Source organism: Pseudomonas sp. YNh (assembly GCF_037993085.1).
Lineage (GTDB): Bacteria > Pseudomonadota > Gammaproteobacteria > Pseudomonadales > Pseudomonadaceae > Aquipseudomonas > Aquipseudomonas putida.
On sequence record NZ_JBBMRJ010000004.1, the window covers coordinates 115,999 to 135,768 of the forward strand.

Annotated in this window: 21 protein-coding genes and 1 tRNA gene; 10 read left to right on the forward strand and 12 right to left on the reverse strand. The window is 63.9% G+C overall.

Going from position 1 to position 19,770, the window contains the following annotated elements:
- Positions 1 to 162: 162 nt before the first annotated feature.
- Entirely contained in the window at positions 163 to 816 is a 654-nt protein-coding gene (locus WF331_RS05270) for a Fic family protein (protein WP_445324372.1), read from the reverse strand.
- Positions 804 to 926 (reverse strand): hypothetical protein, encoded by a 123-nt coding sequence (locus WF331_RS29245; RefSeq protein WP_431357558.1) that lies wholly within the window; start codon positions 924 to 926, stop codon positions 804 to 806. The genes WF331_RS05270 and WF331_RS29245 overlap by 13 nt, the downstream gene beginning before the upstream one ends.
- Positions 927 to 963: 37 nt before the next feature.
- On the opposite strand from WF331_RS29245, the gene WF331_RS05275 reads away from it, so the two are divergent.
- The 5 genes from WF331_RS05275 (at position 964) to WF331_RS05295 (ending at position 6,009) form a co-directional block, all read left to right on the forward strand.
- Positions 964 to 1,131, forward strand: a complete 168-nt coding sequence (locus WF331_RS05275; RefSeq protein WP_284363243.1) for a hypothetical protein — start codon at positions 964 to 966, stop codon at positions 1,129 to 1,131.
- A gap of 25 nt (positions 1,132 to 1,156) precedes the next feature.
- Entirely contained in the window at positions 1,157 to 1,546 is a 390-nt protein-coding gene (locus WF331_RS05280; protein WP_016501521.1) for a YybH family protein, read from the forward strand.
- A gap of 93 nt (positions 1,547 to 1,639) precedes the next feature.
- Positions 1,640 to 3,139: a purine-cytosine permease family protein gene (locus WF331_RS05285; RefSeq protein ID WP_284363242.1), complete on the forward strand. Its 1,500-nt coding sequence runs from the start codon at positions 1,640 to 1,642 to the stop codon at positions 3,137 to 3,139.
- Positions 3,140 to 3,152: 13 nt separating this feature from the next.
- Positions 3,153 to 4,583 carry an aldehyde dehydrogenase family protein gene (locus WF331_RS05290; protein ID WP_340622706.1) on the forward strand — a complete coding sequence of 477 codons (1,431 nt, stop codon included), beginning with the start codon at positions 3,153 to 3,155 and terminating at the stop codon, positions 4,581 to 4,583.
- Positions 4,584 to 4,791: 208 nt separating this feature from the next.
- A complete protein-coding gene (locus WF331_RS05295) occupies positions 4,792 to 6,009 on the forward strand; it encodes a DUF3422 domain-containing protein (RefSeq protein WP_340622707.1) in 1,218 nt (405 codons plus the stop codon).
- A gap of 28 nt (positions 6,010 to 6,037) precedes the next feature.
- Here WF331_RS05295 and WF331_RS05300 read toward each other — a convergent pair whose 3' ends face one another.
- The 3 genes from WF331_RS05300 to WF331_RS05310 all read right to left on the reverse strand — a co-directional run bounded on the left by WF331_RS05300 (position 6,038) and on the right by WF331_RS05310 (position 10,415).
- Entirely contained in the window at positions 6,038 to 8,449 is a 2,412-nt protein-coding gene (locus WF331_RS05300; protein WP_016501525.1) for a DUF3772 domain-containing protein, read from the reverse strand.
- 56 nt (positions 8,450 to 8,505) lie between these two features.
- Positions 8,506 to 9,558, reverse strand: a complete 1,053-nt coding sequence (gene ada / locus WF331_RS05305; RefSeq protein WP_284364864.1) for a bifunctional DNA-binding transcriptional regulator/O6-methylguanine-DNA methyltransferase Ada — start codon at positions 9,556 to 9,558, stop codon at positions 8,506 to 8,508.
- A 230-nt stretch (positions 9,559 to 9,788) separates the two neighbouring features.
- The gene (locus WF331_RS05310; protein ID WP_016501527.1) at positions 9,789 to 10,415 is read right to left on the reverse strand and encodes a DNA-3-methyladenine glycosylase family protein; all 627 of its coding nucleotides are present in this window, start codon (positions 10,413 to 10,415) and stop codon (positions 9,789 to 9,791) included.
- Between the two features lie 171 nt (positions 10,416 to 10,586).
- On the opposite strand from WF331_RS05310, the gene WF331_RS05315 reads away from it, so the two are divergent.
- Both WF331_RS05315 and WF331_RS05320 read left to right on the forward strand, forming a co-directional pair.
- Positions 10,587 to 11,102 carry a sigma-70 family RNA polymerase sigma factor gene (locus WF331_RS05315; RefSeq protein ID WP_016501528.1) on the forward strand — a complete coding sequence of 172 codons (516 nt, stop codon included), beginning with the start codon at positions 10,587 to 10,589 and terminating at the stop codon, positions 11,100 to 11,102.
- Positions 11,089 to 12,045 (forward strand): FecR domain-containing protein, encoded by a 957-nt coding sequence (locus WF331_RS05320; protein WP_041167869.1) that lies wholly within the window; start codon positions 11,089 to 11,091, stop codon positions 12,043 to 12,045. The genes WF331_RS05315 and WF331_RS05320 overlap by 14 nt, the downstream gene beginning before the upstream one ends.
- Positions 12,046 to 12,053: 8 nt before the next feature.
- Here the strand turns inward: WF331_RS05320 and WF331_RS05325 are convergent, their stop codons facing one another.
- The 3 genes from WF331_RS05325 to WF331_RS05335 all read right to left on the reverse strand — a co-directional run bounded on the left by WF331_RS05325 (position 12,054) and on the right by WF331_RS05335 (position 14,751).
- A complete protein-coding gene (locus WF331_RS05325; RefSeq protein WP_340622708.1) occupies positions 12,054 to 13,211 on the reverse strand; it encodes an MFS transporter in 1,158 nt (385 codons plus the stop codon).
- A gap of 82 nt (positions 13,212 to 13,293) precedes the next feature.
- Positions 13,294 to 13,431 carry a hypothetical protein gene (locus WF331_RS05330; protein WP_016484845.1) on the reverse strand — a complete coding sequence of 46 codons (138 nt, stop codon included), beginning with the start codon at positions 13,429 to 13,431 and terminating at the stop codon, positions 13,294 to 13,296.
- 105 nt (positions 13,432 to 13,536) lie between these two features.
- Positions 13,537 to 14,751, reverse strand: coding sequence for an MFS transporter (locus WF331_RS05335; protein WP_061202950.1), 1,215 nt, complete (start codon positions 14,749 to 14,751; stop codon positions 13,537 to 13,539).
- Positions 14,752 to 14,942: 191 nt separating this feature from the next.
- Here WF331_RS05335 and WF331_RS05340 point away from each other — a divergent pair, with 191 nt between their 5' ends.
- Both WF331_RS05340 and WF331_RS05345 read left to right on the forward strand, forming a co-directional pair.
- Entirely contained in the window at positions 14,943 to 15,869 is a 927-nt protein-coding gene (locus WF331_RS05340) for a FecR family protein (RefSeq protein ID WP_059396026.1), read from the forward strand.
- Between the two features lie 95 nt (positions 15,870 to 15,964).
- Positions 15,965 to 16,041 (forward strand) — tRNA-Met (locus WF331_RS05345).
- Between the two features lie 106 nt (positions 16,042 to 16,147).
- Here WF331_RS05345 and WF331_RS05350 read toward each other — a convergent pair.
- On the reverse strand, positions 16,148 to 16,762 hold the full coding sequence (locus WF331_RS05350) for a LysE family translocator (protein ID WP_016501533.1): 615 nt from the start codon (positions 16,760 to 16,762) through the stop codon (positions 16,148 to 16,150).
- Positions 16,763 to 17,008: 246 nt separating this feature from the next.
- Here WF331_RS05350 and WF331_RS05355 point away from each other — a divergent pair, with 246 nt between their 5' ends.
- Positions 17,009 to 17,926, forward strand: a complete 918-nt coding sequence (locus tag WF331_RS05355) for a LysR substrate-binding domain-containing protein (RefSeq protein ID WP_063423703.1) — start codon at positions 17,009 to 17,011, stop codon at positions 17,924 to 17,926.
- On the opposite strand, the gene WF331_RS05360 is transcribed toward WF331_RS05355, so the two are convergent.
- The 3 genes from WF331_RS05360 to WF331_RS05370 form a co-directional block, all read right to left on the reverse strand.
- Positions 17,866 to 18,441 (reverse strand): D-Ala-D-Ala carboxypeptidase family metallohydrolase, encoded by a 576-nt coding sequence (locus tag WF331_RS05360; RefSeq protein ID WP_340622709.1) that lies wholly within the window; start codon positions 18,439 to 18,441, stop codon positions 17,866 to 17,868. The two genes, WF331_RS05355 and WF331_RS05360, sit on opposite strands and share 61 nt — an antisense overlap.
- A 65-nt stretch (positions 18,442 to 18,506) precedes the next feature.
- Positions 18,507 to 18,962 (reverse strand): ribosomal protein S18-alanine N-acetyltransferase, encoded by a 456-nt coding sequence (gene rimI / locus WF331_RS05365; protein ID WP_016501536.1) that lies wholly within the window; start codon positions 18,960 to 18,962, stop codon positions 18,507 to 18,509.
- The gene (locus WF331_RS05370) at positions 18,959 to 19,744 is read right to left on the reverse strand and encodes a hypothetical protein (RefSeq protein WP_041167871.1); all 786 of its coding nucleotides are present in this window, start codon (positions 19,742 to 19,744) and stop codon (positions 18,959 to 18,961) included. Before WF331_RS05370 ends, rimI begins: the two co-directional genes overlap by 4 nt.
- Between the last annotated feature and the right edge of the window lie 26 nt (positions 19,745 to 19,770).

Sequence of the window (19,770 nt, forward strand, 5' to 3'; positions counted from 1 at the left end):
GCTGCCTGTACCGGCCTCATCGCCGGTAAGCCAGCTCCCACAAGGTACTGTGTCTTCCTTAGGCATCAGGCACGGGGAGATGGCAGAAATGCGACTGAACATTCGCTGCTGTGAGATGACGTTGGATAACTGCGGCAGATCTCAATGGGAGCGGGACGTAGCCTACCTTGCAACCCGACGATACTGCTGCTTGGGACTGCGAGGTGAATCGGGATCTGTCATTTCGATCAAGCCAGCAGCCAAGGCCGGGTGCAAATAACTCTTACGGAATGTGGCACGGTGCGAGAGGCCCAGCTGATGCATGAGATCACTTGCCTTCAAAGCAACACCAGCGGGCAGCACCTTGAGAAGATTTGCTACTTGGTCGGTTACTTGGTCGGTTACTTGGTCGCTCTCTTTGGCTTCTACAAGCGCACTTAGCAACGCTTCAAGCATGTACTCGACAAACGGGGTAGCTTCAGCAGCCTGGTCAGCCGCAGCCAGCGCAGCGTAGTAAGCGTCCTGCTGCTCACGGATAACAGTTTCGACCGGCAGGTATGCCATCGCTGGTCGCCACCGGCTAAGCAGCAGGGTTTGCCATAGCCGTCCCATGCGCCCGTTGCCGTCAGCAAACGGGTGGATGAATTCGAATTCGTAGTGGAATACACAGCTGGTAATCAGCGGATGCCAATCGTTGTTCGAGAGCCAATCCAGTAAATCGTGCACCAGTGTCGCCACCCGGCTGGCCGGTGGTGCCATATGTAACAGGCGAGAACCCCGATAAATCCCCACACCACCGCGCCTGTAACGCCCAGCGTCGTCTATCAGGCCATGCATCTAAGCGCTGCATTGCGATAGGCAGTCAATAACCCCACTTGCTCGCTGACTTCGGCAACCAGAGCCAGAATCCGGGGGGTCACCGTCAGCGGTGGTTGGTAATTGCTCATTGCCTGCAACCTGAAGGGGTGGTGAACGACGCCGGCCATGGACGGGATCGTCCAGATGCTGGATGCCACAGCTGCAGACACCTTAGTCGACACATTACGCGAGGGTAAAGGAAGCATTGCCATCACTTCACAAATTCCTGAACTGATTATTTGCCTCCAGCGATTTGTTCCCTCGCCAACCATCACCAGAATCGCTTCACCATAATCACAAAAACCGTGAGGCCACTCCCGTGGACCAGACCCTTCAGGTGCGCCAAGCCGCCGCCAACCTCGTTGCCGCGTTCGCCAGCAACGACACCGCCCGCTATTTCGCCTGTTTCAGCGAAGACGCCACGTTCCTCTTCCACACCTTGCCGCAACCGCTGCTGTCGCGCCGTGCCTACGAAGACCTCTGGGCGCAGTGGCAGGCCGAAGGTTTTGCCGTGCTTGCCTGCGAGTCGGGCAATGCCCACGTGAGCCTGCAAGGTGACGTGGCGATCTTCATGCACGATGTGGCCACGCATATCCGCATCGCCGGCGAGGAACACCAGTTGAGCGAACGCGAGACCATCGTCTTCCGCCACCAGGGTGACCAGTGGCTGGCCTGCCATGAGCACCTGTCGGTCGTCTCGCCGGCCTGATCACCTTTTTACGCGGCCCTGCCGCCCTGCCATCGCACCCACAAGAAGGCCCGCGCACGCGCAGGCCCACAACAACCGCGCTGGAGCATCACCATGAGCCACTCGACCGGTATCGAGACCAACGGTGTCGAACAGATCCCCGACGATCAACGCGACGCCTCCCCGCTGGACCTGTTCCGCCTGATTTTCGGCGGCGCCAATACCTTCGCCACCGCCGTGCTGGGCAGCTTCCCCGTGCTGTTCGGGCTGTCGTTCCAGGCGGGTGTGTGGGCCATTCTGCTCGGCGTTGGCGTGGGCGCGCTGATTCTTGCGCCAATGGGGTTGTTTGGTGCGCTTAACGGCACCAACAACGCCGTGTCGTCGGGCGCACACTTTGGCGTGCACGGGCGTATCGTCGGCTCGTTCCTGTCGCTGCTCACGGCGGTGGCGTTCTTCTCGCTGTCGGTGTGGAGCTCGGGCGATGCCCTGGTCGGCGGCGCCAAGCGCCTGGCCGGCCTGCCGGAAACCGACCTCACCCTGGGCCTGACCTACGGCCTGTTCGCGGTGCTGGTACTGGTGGTGTGCATCTTCGGCTTTCGCTTCATGCTGTGGGTCAACAAGATTGCCGTGTGGGCTTCAAGCCTGCTGTTCCTGCTGGGCATCGTTGCCTTTGCCGGGCCGTTCGACGCCAGCTACGCAGGTAGCGTCAACCACGGCCAGGCGGGCTTCTGGGCGGCGTTCGTCGGCGCAGCGATCCTGGCCATGAGCAACCCGGTGTCGTTCGGCGCCTTCCTGGGCGACTGGTCGCGCTATATCCCGCGAGCAATACCCAAGACGCGCATCATGCTGGCGGTGATTGCCGCCCAGGGCGCAACGCTGATTCCGTTCCTGTTCGGCCTTTGCACCGCCACCTTGGTCGCGACCCAGGCACCGGACTACATCGCCGCCAACAACTATGTGGGTGGCCTGCTGGCAGTGGCGCCAAGCTGGTTCTTCCTGCCGGTGTGCCTGATTGCGGTGATCGGCGGCATGTCCACCGGCACCACTGCGCTGTATGGCACCGGCCTGGACATGTCCAGCGTGTTCCCGCGCCTGCTCAGCCGCGCCGGCGCCACGCTGCTGATCGGCGTGCTGGCGATCGGCTTCATCTTCATCGGCCGTTTCACCTTCAACCTGGTGCAGAGCGTGTCGACCTTTGCGGTACTCATCATCACCTGCACCAGCCCGTGGATGGTGATCATGATCCTCGGCCTGATCACTCGCCGCGGCTTCTACCACGCCGATGACCTGCAGGTATTCACCCGCGGCCAGCGTGGCGGCCATTACTGGTTCCTGCATGGCTGGAACTGGCGCGGCATGGGGGCGTGGCTCCCCAGCGCGGCGGTCGGCCTGTGCTTCGTCAACCTGCCCGGGCAATTCGTCGGCCCGCTGGGCGACCTGGGTGGCGGCATCGACCTGAGCCTGCCGGTCACCCTGGGGCTGGCTGGCGTGATGTACCTGCTGCTGCTCAACCTGTTCCCTGAACCTGCTGGCGTGTATGGCCCCCGGGGCCCGCGTTGGGTGCGTTGCAAAAGCACCGCGCACACGCCTGTGACCACTGCCGAAATGGCCTGACTGGAAACCGACCATGACCAATTCCCACTACATCGCCGGCCGCTGGGTCGAAGGCCAAGGCAGCGACTGCATCAGCGTCAACGACCCTGCGCTGGGGCAGCCGTTCGCCGAGTTCATGGCTGCCAGCGTGGCCCAGGTCGACCAGGCCGTAACCGCTGCCCGCAGCGCCCTGCCCGCCTGGAAAACCACCAGCGCCAGCGAACGCGCGGCCTACCTGCGCGGCTTTGCCGAACAGCTCGGGCAACGCCGCGAAGCGTTGATCACCTTGCAAATGCGCAACAACGGCAAGCCGCGCCACGAAGCCGAGATCGATCTGGACGACGCCATCGCCACCTTCGGCTACTACGCCGAGTTGGCCGAGCAACTGCCTGCCAAGAATCGCGACGTGCCACTGACCGCCCCAGGCTTCACCGCGCGCACTCGCCTTGAGCCGGTGGGTGTGGTCGGCCTGATCGTGCCGTGGAACTTCCCGCTGGTGACCAGCGCCTGGAAGCTAGCCCCGGCGCTGGCTGCCGGCTGCACCGTGGTGCTCAAGCCATCGGAAGTCACCCCGCTGATCGAACAGGCCTACGGCCAGATCGCCGACGCCCTGGGCCTGCCGGCCGGGGTGCTGAACATCGTCAACGGCAAAGCCGAGACCGGCGCCGCACTGAGCAACCACAACGGCCTGGACAAACTGTCGTTCACCGGCAGCAACAGCGTCGGCAGCCAGGTAATGCGCAGCGCGTCGGCACAGTGCCGGCCGGTGACGCTGGAGCTGGGCGGCAAGTCGGCCATCGTGGTGTTTGACGATTGCGATGTCGATCAGGCGGTCGAGTGGATTGTCGCCGGTATCAGCTGGAACGCGGGGCAGATGTGTTCGGCCACCTCGCGGTTGCTGGTGCAGGACGGTATTGCCGATGCGCTGCTGCCACGCTTGCAGGCGGCACTGGAAAACCTGCGGGTTGGCAACCCGCTGACCGAAGAGGTCGACATGGGCCCGCTGACCAGCCAGGCCCAGTGGCTGAAGGTGGCCGGCTACTTTGCCACGGCGCGGGAAGAAGGCTTGCAGTGCCTGGCCGGTGGCAAGGCGTTGGACCGCGACGGCTGGTTCGTCAGCCCTACGCTGTATACCGATGTGCCGAAACACAGCCGCCTGTGGACCGAGGAAATCTTTGGCCCGGTGCTGTGCGCACGGCGGTTTGCCAGTGAAGAGCAGGCGATTGCCGAGGCCAATGACAGCCGCTTCGGGCTGGTGGCGACCGTGTGTTCTGCCGATTTGCAACGCGCCGAGCGTGTGGCCGATGCGCTGGAGGTTGGCCATGTGTGGATCAACTCGGTGCAGGCGGTGTTCGTCGAAACCTCGTGGGGCGGTACCAAGGGTAGCGGGATCGGCCGTGAACTGGGGCCTTGGGGGTTGTCGGCCTACCAATCGGTCAAGCATGTGACCCGGTGTTTGGGCTGAATTATCAGGGGCCGCTTTGCGGCCCTTTCGCAGGCAAGCCAGCTCCCACCGCTGTCGTTGAAAGTTGCGCTGTACCTGTGGGAGCGGGTTTACCCGCAAAGAGGCCGGCACAGGTAGAACAAAACTCCGCCCCGCGTGACTTTCCCCGCCCGCTGCAAAGTCCCACCTCCTGGTACCCCAACAATCACAACACCAGGCCGGACCACCCATGCACCCTCAACGCACCGCCTTGCACAACGAATTGCACGCCCGCCCGTCGCTTTACTTCGACGGCCCTGCGCATGTCTTCCACCTGGCCTTGCTCGGCGGTGATGCAGCCTGTGCAGCGCTGCTGGAACGCTGCTGCCCGGAGGCCCTGGACACCGCTGCCGCCCAAGGCATCACCCGCCTGGATGGCCACCCGTTCAAGTGGGAACGGCACACCGAGTTCTTCACCCTGACACTGGTGGTGCCGTGCGTTGCCACCGACACCGAATGGCGGCCCCTGCCTCCCGTGCTGGCCGAAGCCATCGCCCCACAGGCGGCGCAGGTGATCAACGCCGTGCAGGTGCTGGTGCGTGACGAACAGGGGCTTGAGCTGCCTCGCTACGGTTTCAAAGACCCGTGCGGCTCGTGCGTTGGCGGGGGCGATGCGGTGGTGTGGAGCGATTTCCGCCTGACCGAAGATGGCACCAACCGTTTCCTGTTCATCAACCGCCGCCTCAATGCCTACCGCCAGGGCCGAATGATCCGCCGTCTGCTGGAAATCGAGACGTACCGCATGATGGCCTCGCTGACCCTGGCCACGGCCAAGGCCCTGAGCCAAGAACTGGACACTTTCGACCAGACGTTGGTCAGCCTCTCGGAGCGCAGTGCCGGGGGGGACGGCCATGACTCCAAAGGGCTGCTGGACGCCATTGCCCACTTGTCACGCCAGGTGGTCAGCCACACGGTAAAAACCCGCCACCGCTTCGGCGCCACCCAGGCCTATGCGCAACTGGTGTTCGAACGCCTGGGCGAGCTGCGGGAAAGCCATGTAGGCGACTGCCAGCGCCTGGGGGTGTTCATCGAGCGTCGGTTCAAGCCGACTGTGCGCTATTGCGCGGCGACCGAGCAGCGGCTGGAGCAATTGGCGAAGAACGTGGCAAACCTGGGCGACCTGTTGCAGGCGCGTGTTCAGGTAGAAATGGAAGAACAGAACGCCGAGATCCTGCGCAGCCTCAATGCCCGGGCCGACGCCCAGGTGAAAATTCAGCGGGCGGTGGAGGGGCTGTCGATCATTGCCATCACCTACTACCTGCTGAATTTGTTCAAGCTGCTGTATGGCGGGCTTAATGTGCTGGGGTTGGGGCTGACGGCGCGGGATGGGTTGCTGGCCATGGCGCCGCCGGTGCTGCTGGTATTATTGGTGATTTTGCTGAGGATCAAGCAGGCCAAGCAGCATTGAATTCGGGGGGCGCTATGCGCCCCCCGCTTTACACCGACTCGTCAGCGGGGCGCGTACCCTCTTGCACCAGCACCATGCTCTGCGGCGAAGACAGCGGAATGCCTTCATCACGCAGGCGACCAAGAATGGTGAACAGCAGGTCGCTACGAGTGCCTGACACCTGCCGCGGCCCCGCCACGTAACCACTGACGCCAATCACCATGCCACTGGCCGTCAGGTCCTTGAACGACACCGAAGTGGCGGGCGCATCCAGAATCGCCTCATGCTCGTGGTACGCCGCCAGCAGCAACTCGCGTACCCGGTTGGCATCGGTCTCCAGTGGCAGGGTCAGGGTAATGCCGACCACGCCCAGCGCATTGCCCATGGTCACGTTGCGCACGTTCTGCGAAATGAACTGCGAATTGGGCACGATCACCGTCGAGCGGTCGGACATCTGGATTTCGGTGGCACGCACATTGATGCGGCGGATATCACCCTCGACGCCCGCCAGGCTGACCCAGTCGCCCACCTTGACGGGGCGCTCGGTGAGCAGGATCAGGCCGGAGATGAAGTTCTGCACGATCTGCTGCAGACCAAAACCGATACCTACCGACAGGGCACTGACTACCCAGGTGAGGCTGGTGAGGTTGATGCGCAGGGTCGACATGACCAGCATGGCCAGGAACAGGAAGCCCAGGTAACCGACCAGGGTCACCAGCGAGGCGCGCATGCCGGCGTCCATGTCGGTTTCCGGCAGCAGGCGCTCACTCAGCCAGCGCTTGACTACGCGAATGGCGAACAGGCCACCGAAGAAAATCGCCAGGGCCAGCAGGATGTCCTGCGGCACGATGTTGAGGTTGCCAAGCAGCTTGCCGCCGGTGCCGTCCCAGTCACCCAGGCTCATCAGCAGCTCGCTGGGGCTGGTGCCCGACGGCATCAGCGCCAGCAACAGTGCCAGGAACAGCACGATGGTACGGCCGATGCCGGCCAGGATGGTGCTGGCCTGCGCCTGGTGGCGAGGCGCCAGGCCCAAGGTTGAGGCCAGCGCCAAACCACCTGGCTGACGTGGCGACAGCAAGGTTTCGCACAGGTCACCGAAGAAGGTGGTCAGCAAGTACGCACAGGTGACCACCAGGCTGACCCACAGCAATTTGGCGGTGAGGAAATAGGCGAGCGTCAGGTAGCCGGTAAGCAGTGCCAGCAAGATCAGCGTCAGCCAGACGACCATCACGAACGGGATCAGCCCGACCAGACCGGTGGGGCGCTCCAGGTCATGCTTGCGCAGGGTTCGGCGATAACGCAGCAGCGCGCCGGCAAAGATGAACGCCACGACCAGCGCGGTGAGGCCATTGACCGCCACGGTCAACGCCAGGCTGGCGCCGATGACGCTGTTGATGCGCTCCATGGTCATCATCACCATCAGCGCCAAGGCCAGTACCTTGGGGAACCAACCGAGCGCACTGGCCACTTCGTCATGCATCGGCGGCAGGCGCCAGGACGGGCGCTGCAGCATCAGCATGGCGCGGCCCAGGCCGGTGATGAAGGCGCTGAACACCACCAGGGTGAGAATGTGGTTGACCAGGCTGGCGATATCCGAGCCCAGCTCGGCGCTGCTCTCCAGCCCCCAGCGCAGCAGCGATACAGAGCCGGCAATGGTACCCAGGGTTGCCAGGCTGACGCCCAGGGCCAAGGCGCTGCGGCGCAAGCGGCCCTCGGGCAACCAGCCGACCATGGCCCTGGCCAGCAGGCGCTCGAGCACGCGCCGCACCAAGGTCCAGACCAGAATCGCCGCCACCAGGCTGGTAATGAACAGCCAGCGGTTTTCGGCGCTGAAGGCACTACCGATGGCGTCGGCCGCCTCGCCGCGCAGGTCACGCAGACGCGCCACGTCGTCCTGGGTGGGGCGGATGATGCTCTGCCAGAACGCCGGGGTCAGTGGCGAGGCCGCACGGCTGGTGATTTGCGAGTTGAACTGGCTACGGCGCAGGTTGACGATTTGCGTGGAAAGGTCGCGGGCCGACTGATTCAGCTTGGTGGCCTGGTCCTGCTGGGCTACCAGCGCTTTTTTCTCGGCCTCCAGCGCTTTGCGCTGCTGGGTCAGGGTGGCGGCTTCGTCCGGCTGCACCGGGCCGATGACCTTGAGCTTGTCCTCGAGCTTTTCTATGTCGGCGGTGCGCTGTGCACTCAGTGCATCCGCCTGGCGCTGAACCTGCATCGCCGCAAGGCGCAACTGGGACAGCAAGTCGTCGTTGGCCTCACTGGTGACGCCCTGGCGGATCAGGTCCAGCCGGTCGCTCAGCTGTTCGATGCTGGCGTTTTCATCCAGCGCTGGCGCTTCGGCAGCCGCAAGATTGGACAATGGCGTGGCCGGGGCCGACCAGGCCGGGCTGGCAATAACCAGCATCAGGGCCAGCAGGGCCATCAGGCCTGGGCAATAACGGGCAAGGCTCACACGCCTCATCGAAGTTTCCTCTTTACAACTCGATTTGGCGGGGGATTCTACGCGGCTTCAGGCAATCAGGAGAGTGCCGTCTCTCGCTTCAGGAGTTGCTGTTTGCGCTCGACACCCCAACGGTAGCCACTGATGTCGCCGTCCCGGCGCACCACCCGATGGCAGGGGATGGCCACCGCGATGTGGTTGGCCGCGCAGGCCATGGCCACCGCGCGCACCGCTTTGGGCGCACCGATACGCTCGGCAATATCGGTGTAGCTGACCCGGCTGCCGGCCGGCACCTCGCGCAACGCCTGCCACACCCGCTCCTGAAACGCCGTACCTTGCACATCCAGCGGCAGCGCCAGGCCCAACGCCGGGGCTTCGACAAAGCCCACCACTTCGGCGACCAACTGTTCGTAGGCGCTATCGCCACCGATCAAGCGGGCCTTGGGGAACTGGTCTTGCAGGTCGTGCAGCAGGCCCTCAGGGTCGTCGCCCAGCAAAATCGCGCAAATGCCCTTCTCGCTCTGGGCAACCAGGATGGCCCCCAGCGAACACTGGCCGAGGGCAAAGTGGATGGTGGCCCCTGCGCCGCCGGCACGGTACTGCCGGGGGCGCATGCCCAGGCGCTGATCGGCGCTTTCGTAGAAGCGGCTGTTGGAGTTGAAGCCGGCATCGTAGATGGCGTCGGTGACTGAACGCTGGCCATCTTCCAGGTGCTCACGCAGGCGCCGGGCACGGAAGGCGGTGGCATAGGCCTTGGGGGTAACGCCAATTTCGGCCTTGAACAGGCGGTGCAGGTGGAAGGGGCTTACGGCCAGTTGCGCACTGAGCTGGTCGAGGCTGGGCGCAGGGTCGATGGTTTCGATCAGGCGGCAGGCGCGGGTGACCAGTTGGCTGTGGCGGGTGGTGCTGGCCTTGCTGATACAACGCTTGCAGGCACGGTAACCCGCCGCTTCGGCGGCAGCGGGGGTGTCGTAGAACTCGACATTGGTGCGCTTGGCCATGCGTGATTTGCAGCCGGGGTGGCAGTAGACGCCGGTGGTGCGGACGGCGTAGACGAAGTGGCCCGTGGCGGTGGAGTCGCGGGACTCCACGGCTTGCCAGCGTTGGTCGGGGGTGATGTAGAGATTCATGGGTTAGCATCCAGATAAGTTGTCGCCTGTACCGGCCCTTTCGCGGGTAAACCCGCTCCCACAGAGACTGCAAAAGGCTCGAGCATTGGGCAGTCCCTGTGAGTTACCTGTACTGGCCTCTTCGCGGGCATGCCCGCTCCCACAGGGACTGCACAAGGCTCGAACCCGGCAGAGGTACCTGTGGGAGCGGGTTCACCCGCGAAGGGGCCCGTTCAGGCGATGCAAAAACCTCAGGCCCGCCACAGGTACCAGGCCGCCACGGTTCGAAACGGCCGCCAGCCGCCGCCCAGCGAGCGCATCTGCGCAGGTGTCGGCGCCTTGTCCAGCCCCTTCAGCCGTCGGTACCCCTCGCGCACGCCAAAATCGTCCACCGGCAGAATGTCCGAACGCTCCAGGCTATAGATCAGCAGCATCTCCACCGTCCATCGCCCTACCCCGCGCAAGGCTACCAGGCGTTCGATCAGGGCTTCGTCGGCCATGGCCAATGCCTCTTCCCGCGTCGGCACCAGGCCTTCCAGCCGTGCCTGGGCAATGCCTTGCACCGTGGCCATCTTGCTTGCCGAGAACCCACAGGCGCGCAGGGTTTCCGGGCTGACCGTCAGCAACTGCTGTGGCGTCGGGAACGCAACCTCCGGAAACAATGCCAGCAACCGGCCAAGGATCGCTTCGGCAGCCCGGGCATGCAGTTGCTGGTAGGCAATAGCCCGCACCAACGCTTCGTAAGGCTCACGCCCCGGCGTGGCCTGGTGCAGGCAGGGCCCGGTTGCAGCAATGTGCCGCGACCAGTCCGGGTCGAGCGCTGCCAAATATCGAGTGGCCTCGCAGTAGGCCTCGGGTGAAAGGTCGGCCAGAATCATGGCGCCTCCAACAGGTTGAATGCAGGCCCAGCTTAGCTCAGCCGTTCATCGGCTAAACCCCGCTTCTTGCGCGGCTAATTCCTGGCATACCATTGCCCTGCGTCACATTCCCCGCATAGAATTGAGAACTATTCACAATCGCACAGTTCACAGGGCCAGGCCTTCGCTACGATGCAGATCAACGACACGCTCAAGCCGACCGAGGTCGCTCTGCTCTACCAGGCCCACCATAGCTGGCTGCGCGGCTGGTTGCGCAACCGGGTAGGTTGCAGCGAGCATGCCGCCGACCTGGCCCAGGATACCTTCGTGCGGCTGCTGCGGGCCCGCCAGGCTTCACCACTGAAAGAGCCACGCGCCTATCTCAGCAGCATCGCCCGTGGCCTGATGATCGACCAGTTCCGCCGCCGTGCACTGGAACACGCCTACCAGCAAAGCCTGGCCCACCTGCCCGAAGCCGAGGTACCGAGCGAAGAACACCGCCTGGTCATTCTCGATGCCCTGCACCGCCTCGACCGTGCCCTGCACCAGCTCAAGCCGCGTGTTCGCCAGGCGTTTCTGCTGGCGCAACTGGACGGCTTGAGCATCGTTCAGATCGCCCAGCAGCTGGAGGTATCCCGGGCCACCGTGGAGCGCGACCTGGCCAAAGCCTTGGGCGCCTGCTACCGGTTGCGTTATGCCGATGCATGACAGCGTGCCGGCGCAGGCGCAGATCGACCAGGCCATCGACTGGCTGGTGAAGCTGCGCTTCGACCGCCCCAGCCCGCGTACCGAGCAGCAATTCCAGCACTGGCTGGCCAGCCACCCGCACAACCCGCTGGCCTGGCAACGGGTCAGCCAACTCGGCGACGAACTGGCCGGGCTGCCCAAGGACCTGAGCCGGCGCACCCTGGACGGCAGCCAGCGCCAGCGCAGCAGCCGCCGTGACCACCTCAAGTTACTGAGCCTGCTGGCCGTGGGCGGCAGCCTGGGCTGGGCCACGCGCGAACCTCTGGGCCTGCCGCAACTGCTGGCCGACAGCAGCACCGCCACGGGTGAACGGCGCCAGTGGCAAGTCAGCGATGGCAGCCACATACTGCTAAACACTGCCAGCGCCATCGACCTGCATTACAGCGCCGAGCAACGCCAGTTGGAACTGGTACGTGGCGAGGTCAGCCTGGACAGCAACCCCAACGATACCCGCCCGTTCTACATCGACACCCGCATCGGCCCGCTGACCACCCTCAACGGCCAGCTGCTGCTGCGTGAAAACAACCAAGGCCTGCTGCTGGCAGTGCGACGTGGTGAAGTTACGCTGTTTCCCACGTCGGCCTCACCGCGTCAGGTGCATTCGGGCGAAACGGTACAGGTTGGGGCCAATGGCAGTGTCCACGCGGTGGCGCTGCACAGCGACCCTTGGGGCTGGACCGACGGTGTGCTCAGCGTGCAGCAGATGCCACTGGGCGAGTTTGTCGCAGAGCTCGCCCGCTACCGCCCGGGCCTGTTGCGCTGCGCCCCTGAGGTGGCGAACTTGAAGGTGTCAGGCACCTATCAGTTGGCCGATACCGCTCAGATCCTGCAGTTGCTCACCCGCAGCCTGCCGGTGCGTGTCGACTACAAAACGCGCTACTGGGTAAGCATTGGCGCAGCCTGAAAAGCACATCACTCCGCCACGGCGCGCATCCGGCCCGCGCGTCGGTACGATTGCCGGGCAAAACACACGAACAACCCGGCCATCAGCGCCAGCGCCATGGGCAGGCCATGCGGGGCCACATCCATCGCCGCACCACTCACCAGCGGGCCGATCAGGCTACCAACGCCCCACAACAAACCCACACTGGCATTGGCAGTCACCAGATCCTGGCCTTTGAAACGTTGCCCGATCAGCACCAACGCCAGGGTATAAATGCCCCCCGCAACCGCGCCCAGCACCACCAGCAGCGGCCACAGCAGCCAGGTCATGTTCAGCAGCCACGGCAGGCCGATGCCAATCGACATCGCCACCAGCCCGCACACCAGGTGCAGCCCGGTGCGCTCCACCCGGTCGGCCAGCCAGCCCAACGGCAGCTGGAACAGCATGTCGCCGGCAAACACCACCGTTACCATCAGCGCCGCCACGCCTACGGCAAAGCCATGGCTGGTGGCGTACACCGGCAACAGCGACAGCACCACGGCATCGAAGAACGAGAAGAACAGCACCGCCACGCACAACGCCGGTGCCACGCGGAAGAAGCCGGCCAGGCCGAAGCTCTTGTCGCCCTCTTCATGTTCGACATGGTCATTGGGAACGGTCAGCACGATGCACAGCAACGCCAGGCCATAGCAGGCGGTGACCACTCCGGTGATCCACGGGCTGTTGGCCCCCAGCACCGCGAGCATGGCCGGGCCCAGCACCTGGAAGCCGGTAAAGCTGGTGGCATAAAGGGCCATGATCTTGCCGCGATTGTGCTCAGGGCAAAGCTCGTTGACCCACGACTCGCCGAGGATGATCGCGATACCCATGCCCAGCCCCAGGCCCAGGCGCAGCATCGCCAGCAACCACATCGAGCCGAAGGCCGGTTCGAGCAGGGCGATGGTGACGGTGCACAGGCTGAAACTCAGCAGGTAGATGGTGCGCCGGGTGAGGTGGCGGCAGCAGGCGTCGACCAGAAACGCCGAGAGCATCATGCCCGCAGCGGGGATGGCCGAGATGATGCCGATTTCCAGGGTACTGGCGCCGGCCTCATGCAGGCGCAACGACACCAGCGGCAGGCTGGCCCCCAGGCTAAAACCCACGACAGAAACGGCGAACAACAGGCCCGCCAGCAAACGCATGTTCATGTACCACTCCTTGCAAACCAGAAAGACGTGCAGACACAGGCGCGCACGCCGGGGGGCGAGCGACGCAAAAGCGCAGATCAGTTCAGGCGAGGTGTGGCGAGAAGGTGAAGGCAAACAGCACGCTGCGGCGACGCTTGAGCACCGTGTCGCTCGGCCAGGCACGACGCAGGGCCTGGAGGGCAGGCTGGCGGGCATGTGGGAGGGACGGGTTACGGCGCATTGCTTTGGCTACTACGCAGGTGGTGGGTAAAAAGAGGCGGCACTCTAGCTACCTCAAGGGGGGGTAGTCAATCGGCCAGGGGCCTCTACGAGGCCCCCAGCAATTTCAGCGTTTACCTGTAGACGGCAAGAACACCGCCAGCAACCCGAACAACGGCAGGAACGAGCACAGCCCGTACACATACTCGATACCGCGCAGGTCCGCCACATACCCCAGCAGCGCCGCGCCAATGCCGCCAAAGCCGAACATCAGCCCGAAGAAGATGCCGGCGATCATGCCCACGCTACCCGGCACCAGTTCCTGCGCATACACCACGATCGCGGAAAACGCCGAGGCCAGGATAAAGCCGATCACCACGCTCAGCACGGTGGTCCAGAACAGGTCGGCATACGGCAGCGCCAAGGTGAACGGCGTCACCCCCAGGATCGAGAACCAGATCACGGCCTTGCGCCCGATGCGGTCCCCGATCGGGCCGCCAAAGAACGTGCCCGCCGCCACTGCACCCAGGAACAGGAACAGGTGCAACTGCGAACTGGCCACCGACACATCGAACTTCTCGATCAGGTAGAAGGTGAAGTAGCTGGTGAAGCTGGCCATGTAGAAGTACTTGGAGAACACCAGCAGGCCCAGCACGATCAGCGCCGCGATCACCCGATTGCGTGAAATGCCATGGGTGGCCTGCACCGCCTTGCGCGCCTTGGCCTGGTTGAGGTGTTCCTTGTACCAGCCGCGCAGCATCAGGGTTACACCGAGGAAGAACAACGCGGCCAGGCCGAACCAGGCCACATGGGTCTGGCCGAACGGAATGACGATGGCCGCCGCCAGCAGTGGGCCCAGTGCGGAGCCGGTGTTGCCGCCCACCTGGAAGGTCGACTGGGCCAGGCCGAAGCGCCCGCCAGAGGCCAGGCGCGCAATACGCGAGGTTTCCGGGTGGAACGTCGACGAGCCGATGCCCACCAGCGCCGAAGCCAGCAGAATCATCGGGAAGCTGCCGACGAAGGCCAGCATCACGATCCCCACCAGCGTGCACAGGGTGCCCATCGGCAACAGGTTCGGCGCTGGCCGGCGGTCAGTAAAAAAGCCGACCCAGGGTTGCAGCAGCGAAGCGGTGATCTGGAACGTCAGGGTGATCAGGCCGATCTGGGCGAAGCTCAGGTCGTAATTGGCCTTGAGCATCGGGTAGATCGCCGGCAGCACCGACTGGATCAGGTCGTTGATCAAGTGCGCCAGGGCGCAGAAGCCGATGATGCGCATTACCAGCGGCGTCGCTTGGCTCGCCGCTGCGCTGGTGGACGCCGTGGAGGCGCTACTGGTGGCCATGTGCCTGAATCTCCGTCCGCAGTTTGGGATCCGATTATCGGGAAACAAATAGATACATAGCTACCTTTTTTATCCCTCCGTCGCAACGTACTTGAAAATGGTTCTCAATATAATTAGCATCCTCGACCCATACCCCTGTCATCGTTGGGCGAAACGGCCCCTATCGTGAGCAGACTGAACCCATGAGCCCGATGCCCGCCAAGCAGCTGCAGCAGCCCGACCCACAGCAGGAAGCGCTGGAATGGTTTTCGCTGTTGCGCCAGCCCGGTTGCGACGAAACCCAGCGCCAGGCATTCGCAGCCTGGTGCCAGGTACCCGAAAACGCCCACGCCTACGCCGAGCTGGAAACGTTCTGGCAACAGCTGCAACCACCACCCGCCCGCCCTCGCCCACGGCACGTCACGGTACGCCGCAGCCACCTGGGCAAATGGCTGGCGCTGGTGTTCCTGGTCGGGTTGGGCGCCGCAACCTACCTGTACTGGCCGCTGCTGCAACGCCTGGCCAGCGAGCTGCACACCGACGTGGGCGAGCGGCGCAGCACACGCCTGGCGGATGGCACGACCCTGAACCTGGACAGCGCCAGCGCAATGAACATCGACCTGCGTGGCCGCACCCGCCAATTGCATTTGGTGCAGGGCCAGGTGTACCTGGAAGTCGTGCTCGACGGCCGGGCCATGGAAGTGGACGTGGGCAACGCCCGCATCCAGGTGTTCGGCACCCGCCTGCAGGTAGCCCGCCATGCCGGTCATGATGAACTTGTCGTACTCAGTGGCAAGGCCATGGTTACCCAGGGGGGTGAACAGCGCATGGTCTCCGCAGGCGAGCGGGTCACCTTCAATGACACACGCATCGACCCGGTGCAGAAGGCTGACCTGAAAACCGCAGACAGCTGGCGCAACGGCCGTCTGAAAGCCACCGACATGCCATTGGGCCAGGTGCTGGAGCGCCTGGCCAGCTACCAAGGGCAGCGCGTGTGGATGGTGGATGAACAAATGGCCCATCGGCGCGTGAGCGGTGATTTCAACCTTGACCGCCCTGGCGAAAGCCTGCAATCACTGGCGGCGGCCCAGCATCTGCAGCTTCAGGGCGTGCTCGGGCACTGGCTTGTGGTGCACTGAAAGCAAGCCCGGCCGCTAAGTTTTTGAAAGCGTGCAAATTTTTTTTGAAATGAGTGTTGACAGAGGGTCCGTTCAAGAGAATAATGCGCGCCATCGGCTACATAGCTCAGTTGGTTAGAGCATAGCATTCATAATGCTGGGGTCCGGGGTTCAAGTCCCTGTGTAGCCACCAAACAAGACGAAGGGCTTACCGCAAGGTAAGCCCTTTTTCTTTGCCTGCGAAAAAGCTGCACGCTTTCAATTTGAGCAAGCAGCTACCCCCAACATGCAATCGCCCCTCAACGAATCCCCGTCACCGCCACTGCCAGCCCAAGCCCGATCAAAGCCAGCCCGATGACGCGGTCCACCAGCACTTGCCGGTCGATCATCGCCTTGCGCAACGCAGTACTGGAGAAAAACACTGCAACCAGGCTGAACCACAGCCAATGGGCAAAGGACATGAACGCGCCGTAGGCGAAATCCAGCGCCAGCGGGCTGCCCGGCTGCACCACCTGGGTGAAAGCGCTGATAACGAACAACATGGTCTTGGGGTTCAGGGCATTGGTCAAAAATCCCGTGCGCAGGGCGCTCAGCACGCTGGCGGCGGGTTGACTGCCGCCCTCGAGGTGGATGCGCTGAGTGTTGGTCAGCGACTTGTAGCCCAGGTAGATCAGGTAACCCGCACCGAGCACTTTCATGACCAGGAACAGCGCCGGGCTCTGGCTGATGATCACGGCAATGCCCAGCACCGTGTACAGCACGTGCACCTGCACCCCCAACGCGATGCCGATCGCGGCGGCCAGCCCGGCCTTGCGGCCTTGTGCATAACTGCTGCGGGTGACCATGGCGAAATCGGCACCAGGGCTGATGACGGCGAGTAAGGTGAACAGGGCGACGGCGATAATTTCGGTCATGCTGATGGCTCTCGATAGGCGATGAAAATGCACAGGCCTGGGGATTATCGAGGGCTTATGAACCAGGAAAAATCGATTTATAGTGAGGCATATCTGATAGTTTTACTCACAGATATTTAGACCCTGTACCGGCCTCTTCGCGGGTGAACCCGCTCCCACAGGTAATGTGCTTTTCTCAGGTGTGATGAGATCCCTGTGGGAGCGGGTTCACCCGCGAAGAGGCCGGCACAGGCAAAAAGGGATGCCATGAAACTGCCGCCGCTCAACGCCTTCCGCTACTTCGACATCGCCGCCCAGACCGAGAGCTTCGTACGCGCCGCCGAGCACCTGCACGTCACCCACGGCGCGGTCAGCCGCCAAATACGCCTGCTTGAAGAAAGCCTTGGCGTGGCGCTGTTCGAGCGCCGTAACCGGGCCATTTTCCTCACCTCCGCCGGCCGTGCCCTGCAAGGCACCACCCAGGCGATTTTCGAACAGCTGGAAGGCGCCGTGCAGCGCTTGCAACAACAGGCCCGCGACAATGTGCTGGTGCTGTCCTGCGAGCCGACCATCGCCATGCGCTGGCTGATCCCGCGCCTGCCCCGCTTCCATGCTGACCACCCCGACCTGCAGTTGCACCTGGTGGCCGCCGGCGGGCCGCTGGACTTCGCCCGCAGCGGTGTCGACCTGGCCATCCGCCGCGACGACTTCCACTGGGACAACCAGCTGTTCAACCAAAAAATCTGCGACGAATGGATCGGCCCGGTGTGCCACCCCACCTCCCCCACCCAGCTCGACGGCCAACGCCTGCTGCACAGCACCACCCGCCCCGCTGCCTGGCCCACCTGGCTGCGCCTCAGCGGCCAGCAGGCGCGGCACAACGAACGCAGCGACTACGAACACTTCTACCTGACGATCCAGGCCGCCAGCGCCGGCCTGGGCCTGGCCATGGCCTCAGCCCTGATGGTGCGCGACGAACTCGACAGCGGGCAGTTGCAGGCACCGTTCGGCTTTGTGCGCGATGGCTCGGCTTATCACCTGCTTAGCCCACAGCCCCTGGACGACAGCGGCAAGCGCCAGCGCTTCGCAGAGTGGGTAATGGGCGAGTGCCAGCGCTGCCTGGCTCACTTGGGTTTGACGCAAAACGACGACCCCGCGCTGCCATCGCCGCCCCAGGTGCGATAGCCCGCGGTATCCAGATGGATGCGCCCCGACGGGTAGCGCCCCAGGCCCATGCTCCACACCTGGCCATGCTGCTGCCAGAAACGGCACAGCGGGTTAGGGTCGGCCCAGGCCGGCAACAGAATATCGACGGCGAAGGCGCGGGTATGGGCACTGTTGTCAGCACCGCCTGCGCACTTATTCAGACGAGGGTCGCGATAGGCCGAAACCACCTCGAACTGGCGCAGGATGCCTTGGCCGTCGAGGACCTTGATAAGCGAGAGGGTCGAGCGTACAGCCGGCCAGTTGCTGACAGGCGGCACGGCGAAGGGAGACGCGTGGCACAGCTTCCAGTCCGAGGCCGAACGCAGCAGTTGGTGGATAGGCACTACACCGTAAAGACGGGCATCCACCAGCATTTCACGGAAGGGACGGGTTTGATGGTCGCCGGCCCACTGGGCGAACATCCACAGGTCGCGTTGGTCGGCGTGGGCAGTACCCGCTATCAGCAGGCCTGCCGCCAGAAGCAGTTTTTTCATTCTTTATCCATCCCTGCATAGAGAACAAACAAAGCTACGCGGTGGATGGCGCCGACTGTGCGAGGTCAGTCCTCAAGCAGCGTGCAGGCCATCACCAGGGCATCTTCACGGCCCCCGGCAATCGGATAATAGTCGCGACGGCGGCCGATTTCGTTGAAACCGTAGCGCTCGTACAAACGATAGGCCGACTGGTTGCTGGCGCGCACTTCCAGGAAGCATTCGCGGCCATTGAGCTGGTAAGCCCGGGCCATCAGGTGCTCCAGCAGGCGCAGGCCCAGGCCGCGCCCCTGGTTTTCCGGTTTGACGGTGATATTGAGCAGGTGCGCCTCGTCGATGATCACGTTGATCACCCCATGGCCAACCTGCTGCTGGCCATCGAACATCAGCCAGACTTCGTACGACTTGAGCGCATCCTGAAAGATCCCGCGGGTCCAGGGGTGACTGAACGCGGCATATTCGATCTTAAGTACGGCTTCCAGATCCGCCTCGTTCATCGGGCGGAAACTGATCGATTCACTCATTCAACGCTCTTCCAGCGCGCCATCAGCTGGCGCATGGCTTTCCAGACGTCCGCCTTGCGCTGCGGCTCGTCCATCAACAATTCAAGGCCCGGCAGCGCCCAGGCATCGCCCAGGCCGTCCAGCTCAAGGGTTTGGTAATAGGCCTCGGCATCGGCATTGGCGGCAAAGCGCAGTGCCGGCAAGCCGATCAGCCACAGGCAGGTACTCGGGGCATCTTCCAGGCGCGCCTGGACAAAGCCCTGGACGAAGTCGCGCGCGGCTTCGGGGCCCTGGTCCATGTTGCCGCGTACCAGCAACGGCCAGCGCACCGGTTCGCCGATGATCTGCGGGGCGTCAGGCAGGCCGGCAGCGCGCAGCATGTCCTTGAGCAGCAGGTAGGACGGGTCGCGGCTCTGGAACGGCTGACCGGTGGTCAGTTCGACCAGCAGCAGGCAGCTGCCAGCGCGCAGCAACTGCAACGAGAAGCGCGGTGGCGGCACCGGGGCCGGCCGTGGCGGTGCGGGCTGCTCCTCGGCTTCGACGGGCTTGGCGGCAGGCTTGGGCGCACTACCCGGGCGCGGGATCTCGATTTTCGGCCGCTCACCGGAGCGGGCCTGGGGGCTGGCGGGCGCTTCGTTTGCAGCCGGTGCCGGCCTGACCTCGAAATCCATGTCCTCGACCGGCCCCACCGGCAGCAGCAGCTCGGGCCGCGACGGTGCGGCGAACGGCAGTTCGGCGCGCGGCAGCCAGTGCACCACTTGCATGGCGGAAAGGTAGGCGCGGCGACGGGGTTCGGTCAGCAAGGGGCGGGTATCCGAGGGGCTCAAGA

Coding starts and splice junctions, on each gene's coding strand:
- WF331_RS05290 (WP_340622706.1), top strand. CDS start 3,153: ATGACCAATTCCCACTACATCGCCGGCCGCTGGGTCGAAGGCCAAGGC.
- WF331_RS05315 (WP_016501528.1), top strand. CDS start 10,587: ATGCAGATCAACGACACGCTCAAGCCGACCGAGGTCGCTCTGCTCTAC.
- rimI (WP_016501536.1), bottom strand. CDS start 18,962: ATGAGTGAATCGATCAGTTTCCGCCCGATGAACGAGGCGGATCTGGAA.
- WF331_RS05355 (WP_063423703.1), top strand. CDS start 17,009: ATGAAACTGCCGCCGCTCAACGCCTTCCGCTACTTCGACATCGCCGCC.
- WF331_RS05285 (WP_284363242.1), top strand. CDS start 1,640: ATGAGCCACTCGACCGGTATCGAGACCAACGGTGTCGAACAGATCCCC.
- WF331_RS05330 (WP_016484845.1), bottom strand. CDS start 13,431: ATGCGCCGTAACCCGTCCCTCCCACATGCCCGCCAGCCTGCCCTCCAG.
- WF331_RS05360 (WP_340622709.1), bottom strand. CDS start 18,441: ATGAAAAAACTGCTTCTGGCGGCAGGCCTGCTGATAGCGGGTACTGCC.
- WF331_RS05300 (WP_016501525.1), bottom strand. CDS start 8,449: ATGAGGCGTGTGAGCCTTGCCCGTTATTGCCCAGGCCTGATGGCCCTG.
- WF331_RS05325 (WP_340622708.1), bottom strand. CDS start 13,211: ATGAACATGCGTTTGCTGGCGGGCCTGTTGTTCGCCGTTTCTGTCGTG.
- ada (WP_284364864.1), bottom strand. CDS start 9,558: ATGAATCTCTACATCACCCCCGACCAACGCTGGCAAGCCGTGGAGTCC.
- WF331_RS05275 (WP_284363243.1), top strand. CDS start 964: ATGGACGGGATCGTCCAGATGCTGGATGCCACAGCTGCAGACACCTTA.
- WF331_RS05340 (WP_059396026.1), top strand. CDS start 14,943: ATGCCCGCCAAGCAGCTGCAGCAGCCCGACCCACAGCAGGAAGCGCTG.
- WF331_RS05320 (WP_041167869.1), top strand. CDS start 11,089: ATGCCGATGCATGACAGCGTGCCGGCGCAGGCGCAGATCGACCAGGCC.
- WF331_RS05295 (WP_340622707.1), top strand. CDS start 4,792: ATGCACCCTCAACGCACCGCCTTGCACAACGAATTGCACGCCCGCCCG.
- WF331_RS05270 (WP_445324372.1), bottom strand. CDS start 816: ATGCATGGCCTGATAGACGACGCTGGGCGTTACAGGCGCGGTGGTGTG.
- WF331_RS05335 (WP_061202950.1), bottom strand. CDS start 14,751: ATGGCCACCAGTAGCGCCTCCACGGCGTCCACCAGCGCAGCGGCGAGC.
- WF331_RS05310 (WP_016501527.1), bottom strand. CDS start 10,415: ATGATTCTGGCCGACCTTTCACCCGAGGCCTACTGCGAGGCCACTCGA.
- WF331_RS29245 (WP_431357558.1), bottom strand. CDS start 926: ATGAGCAATTACCAACCACCGCTGACGGTGACCCCCCGGATTCTGGCT.
- WF331_RS05350 (WP_016501533.1), bottom strand. CDS start 16,762: ATGACCGAAATTATCGCCGTCGCCCTGTTCACCTTACTCGCCGTCATC.